We start from the raw sequence: 4,248 nt of genomic DNA, 5'->3' as shown, positions 1-4,248 counted from the left end.
GGTCCGGGGAGTCTGTCGGCGGGGGCACGTAGGCGTCGTCCGGGTCGATCTCCAGGTCGAAGTCGGCGTCGGAGCCGCCGCCGAGCGCGCCGAGGGTGTAGTCCGACCAGATCATGGCGGGGAAGCCGCCGCCGCTGGCGCGGCCGGCGTTGGCCGTACCCGTGAGGGAGACCTGCCTGCCGCCGTCCGGGGACTCACCGAACAGGGCCACCGCGGTGGAGAGTTCGGGGGTGTAGCCCACGAACCAGGCGGACCGGTTCTTCTCCGACGTGCCGGTCTTGCCTGCCGCGTTGTAGTTCGGGTTACCGGCCCGGGTGCCCGTGCCGTTCTCGACCACTCCGGTGAGCACCTTGGTCACGCTGTCCGCCGTCGAGCGGTCGATGACCTGCTCCTCGGTCGGCTCGGGCAGGTCGACCCGGCCGTCTTCGCGGTCCTTGTGCTCGGCCGACTTCACGATGGTCGGCGTGACCTTCCTGCCGTGGTTGTCGAGCGTCGCGTAGACGCTCGCCATGTCCATCGTGCTGGCGCCCATCACACCGAGGGACATGGCGGGACGCTCGTCGAAGCCGCCCTTGTCCTCCATGCCCATGTCGAGCGCGGTCTCCTTCACGCGCGGGGCGCCGACGTCCACGAGCATCTGCGCGAAGACGGAGTTGACCGAGTTCTGCATGGCCTGCTGGACCGAGATGGGGCCGAAGCTCCGGCCCAGGTCGTTCTGCGGGGCGAAGGGGGTGGTGCTCCCCTTCACGGGGCGCTTGCTGGTGCCGTCGTAGATGGTGCTGGGGGTGATCGGCTTGCCGTCCTGCGTCTTGGAGTTGCTCTCCAGGGCGGCGGCGAGGACGACGGGCTTGAACGTCGAGGCGGGCTGGTAGTCGGAGCGCGTCGCGTTCGATGTCCAGTGCTTCGTGGCGTCCTGGCCGCCGTACATCGCGACGACCTTGCCGGTCTTCGGGTCGACCGAGGTCGCGCCGGCCTGGAGCGTCGCGTCGACCTTGTTCTTCTTGCGGTCGAGCTTGGACTCCAGCTGCCGCTCGACCGCCTTCTCCAGCGCCTTCTGGCGCTTCTTGTCGATGTTGAGCGTGATCGTCCAGCCGCCCGCGTCGAAGTCGGCCTCGCTGACGCCCTGCTTCCTCAGCTCGGCCTTCGCGGCATCGACCATGTAGCCGGTCTGGCCCTCCATGCCCGCGGCGCCCTTGGGAGCGTTCGGCTTCTCGAACCTCATGGCGTCGCGCTCGGCCTGGTCCAGCTCGTTCATCTCGATCATGTTGTCGAGCACGTAGTTCCAGCGATCCGTGACCAGCTTCTTGCTGGTGTCGCTCGCCACCGCCCAGTCGTACTGGCTGGGGGCCTGGATGAGCGCCGCGAGGTACGCGCCCTGCTCGACGCTCAGCTTCTCGGCGTCGACGCCGTAGTACGCCTGGGCAGCGGCCTGGATGCCGTACGCGCCGCGTCCGAAGTAGCTGGTGTTCAGATACCCGGCCAGGATGTCCTGCTTGTTGTACTTGCGGTCCACCTTGATGGAGATCACAAGCTCCCTGAGCTTGCGTGTGACCGTCTGGTCCTGGGTCAGGTAGTAGTTCTTGACGTACTGCTGGGTGATCGTCGAGCCACCCTGCTTGCCCTTGCCCGTGACGGTGTTGAGCAGACCGCGGGCGGTGCCCTTGAAGTCGACGCCGGAGTCCTTGTAGAAGTTCTGGTTCTCGGCGGCGACGAAGGCGTTCTGGACGTCCTTGGGGATCTTGGAGAGCGGCAGGATCTCGCGATTGACGTGGCCGGACCGGGCCATGATCGACCCGTCGCTGTACCGGTAGACGTTGCTCTGCAGCTTCGCCTCGGCGTTGGCGGCCGGCACCGGGACCCATATGTACAGGGCCACGAAGACGCCCATCACGAGCAGGCAGAGCCCGAAGAAGGTGCCCAGCACCTTCTTCCACGTGAAGAAGCGGCGTATGCCTCCCGCCTTCTTCGCCCGGCGCGCACCGCGCTTCCGGTCCTTTCGCGCTTCTGCTCGGCCCATTACTCCGTAACTCCGCTCATCGAGCCCCCGGATGTCAGCTCAGAAAGCTAACACCGCACCTGCGGACAAAGGACTGCTGATCCGGTCTTTTCCGTACGTGACAATCAGCACCCGTCTCTCTGGAACCGACTCACGAGAGGGCTCCAGGGTTGCCAGAGGAGTCGCACGGGTTTACGAGTGCCGAAAAAGTGATATCACTTTGCTAGAGTGGTCGAACCACGATCGCACCGCATGAAACCGGGGGACCTCATGTCCATGACCAGCACATCCGCACCGGCCGACCTGCCCGAGATGCCGGCGCCACGGGTGCGCGAGAGGGCCGCCCACAGCATCGGGGGCGGCCTGGCGCTCCTGCTGGGGCTGCTGGGACTGCTCGCGGGGGCGGGCCTCGTCGCCACCGGCGCCACCATGGCGACGACCGGCCCGAAGGTCGCGCTGATCGTCACGGGGATCCTGATCGCCTTCGCCGCGTTCCTCGCGATGTGCGGCCTCAACATGGTGGCGCCGGGCGAGGCCCGCGTCGTCCAGCTCTTCGGGCGCTACCGCGGCACCATCCGCACCGACGGGCTGCGCTGGGTCAACCCGCTCACCACCCGCTCGAAGATCTCGACCCGGATCAGGAACCACGAGACGGCGGTCCTCAAGGTCAACGACGCGTACGGCAACCCGATCGAGCTGGCGGCGGTCGTGGTCTGGAAGGTCGAGGACACCGCGCAGGCGACCTTCGAGGTCGACGACTTCCTGGAGTTCGTCTCCACCCAGACCGAGGCCGCCGTACGCCACATCGCGATCGAGTACCCGTACGACGCCCACGACGAGGAGGGCCTGTCGCTGCGCGGCAACGCCGAGGAGATCACCGAGAAGCTCGCGGTCGAGCTGCACGCACGGGTCGAGGCGGCCGGCGTCCACATCATCGAGTCCCGCTTCACGCACCTCGCGTACGCGCCGGAGATCGCTTCGGCGATGCTCCAGCGGCAGCAGGCGGGGGCGGTCGTCGCGGCGCGCAAGCTGATCGTCGAGGGCGCGGTCGGCATGGTCGAGATGGCCCTCAACCGGATCACCGAGCAGGACATCGTCGAGATGGACTCCGAGCGCCGGGCGGCGATGGTGAGCAACCTGATGGTGGTGCTGTGCGGCGACCGGGCCGCCCAGCCGGTGCTCAACACCGGCACGCTCTACCAGTGACGGACGAGACTCCGCAGCGGAAGCGGCCGCAGCAGCAGCGCAAGCAGGTGCTGCTGCGGCTGGACCCGGCTGTGTACGACGCGCTGGCCCGGTGGGCGTCGGACGAGCTGCGCAGTGCGAACGCGCAGATCGAGTTCGTACTGCGCCGGGCCCTGTCGGAGTCCGGCCGGCTGCCGGGCGGCGCCGGCCCCATCCCCCGGCGCGGACGCCCGCCGAAGGCGCCGCCCGATCCCCCGCAGACCCGGGAGGAGTAGGGCCGGCGGGCCCAGCCCCGGGGCGGTACCGTCCCGGGGCCGTCCCTCACGCGGTCTCGCGCTCCGTGCTCGAAGCCGACCGGCCGCCCGCACGCGGTCCCCCACCGGCCGACTGTGCACCGCATGTATACCTCTTGTGTACTGTGCGCCACATGTCAATCGGCCACACCCTCCTCGGGCTGCTGGAATCCGGCCCCCGCCACGGCTACGACCTCAAGCGCGCCTTCGACGACAGGTTCGGCCACGACCGCCCCCTCCACTACGGCCAGGTCTACGCGACCATGTCCCGCCTCCTGAAGAACGGCCTCGTCGAAGTCGACAGCGTGGAATCCGGCGGCGGCCCCGAGCGCAAGCGGTACGCCATCACCGAAGCCGGCATCACCGACGTCGAGCAGTGGCTCGCGCGGCCGGAGAAACCCGAGCCGTACCTCCAGTCGACGCTCTACACGAAGGTCGTCCTCGCGCTCCTGACCGGACGCAGCGCCACCGGCCTCCTCGACGCACAGCGCGCCGAGCACCTGCGGCTGATGCGCGCCCTCACCGAGCGCAAGCGCCGGGCCGATCCCGCCGACCAGCTCCTGTGCGAACACGCCCTCTTCCACCTGGAGGCCGACGTGCGCTGGCTGGAACTCGCCGCCGCGCGCCTCGACAGGCTCGCCTCGGAGGTACGCGCATAAGTCCCGCCGGGCAGGCCGACGCTACCGCGCTGCCGGGCCGGGATCGTCACGCCGTACTCCGGGAACCTCACGTACGACGGGCGGGCCCCCAGCCCACAACCCGCCGGCCCACAAC

General features: G+C 68.8%; 4 protein-coding genes. 3 read left to right on the top strand and 1 reads right to left on the bottom strand.

Annotation, left to right across the window (positions count from 1 at the left end):
* A partial coding sequence (locus tag E2E34_RS31905) for a transglycosylase domain-containing protein (RefSeq protein ID WP_138905331.1) occupies nucleotides 1–2,017 on the bottom strand: 2,017 nt, incomplete at its 3' end.
* Nucleotides 2,018–2,272: 255 nt separating this feature from the next.
* On the opposite strand from E2E34_RS31905, the gene E2E34_RS31900 reads away from it, so the two are divergent.
* The 3 genes from E2E34_RS31900 (at nucleotide 2,273) to E2E34_RS31890 (ending at nucleotide 4,133) form a co-directional block, all read left to right on the top strand.
* Nucleotides 2,273–3,202 carry an SPFH domain-containing protein gene (locus tag E2E34_RS31900; protein WP_138905330.1) on the top strand — a complete coding sequence of 310 codons (930 nt, stop codon included), beginning with the start codon at nucleotides 2,273–2,275 and terminating at the stop codon, nucleotides 3,200–3,202.
* Complete coding sequence (locus tag E2E34_RS31895) at nucleotides 3,199–3,456, top strand: type II toxin-antitoxin system antitoxin (RefSeq protein WP_138905329.1); 258 nt, start codon at nucleotides 3,199–3,201, stop codon at nucleotides 3,454–3,456. The genes E2E34_RS31900 and E2E34_RS31895 overlap by 4 nt, the downstream gene beginning before the upstream one ends.
* Nucleotides 3,457–3,608: 152 nt before the next feature.
* Nucleotides 3,609–4,133 (top strand): PadR family transcriptional regulator, encoded by a 525-nt coding sequence (locus tag E2E34_RS31890; protein WP_138905328.1) that lies wholly within the window; start codon nucleotides 3,609–3,611, stop codon nucleotides 4,131–4,133.
* Nucleotides 4,134–4,248 lie beyond the last annotated feature (115 nt).

The organism is Streptomyces albidochromogenes, assembly GCF_005981925.1.
Lineage (GTDB): Bacteria > Actinomycetota > Actinomycetes > Streptomycetales > Streptomycetaceae > Streptomyces > Streptomyces albidochromogenes.
This window is presented reverse-complemented; position numbering and strand designations above follow the sequence as displayed.

What these genes read in the sequence shown, in the direction of transcription:
- E2E34_RS31890 (WP_138905328.1), top strand. Translation starts at nt 3,609, where the DNA reads ATGTCAATCGGCCACACCCTCCTCGGGCTGCTGGAATCCGGCCCCCGC.
- E2E34_RS31900 (WP_138905330.1), top strand. Translation starts at nt 2,273, where the DNA reads ATGACCAGCACATCCGCACCGGCCGACCTGCCCGAGATGCCGGCGCCA.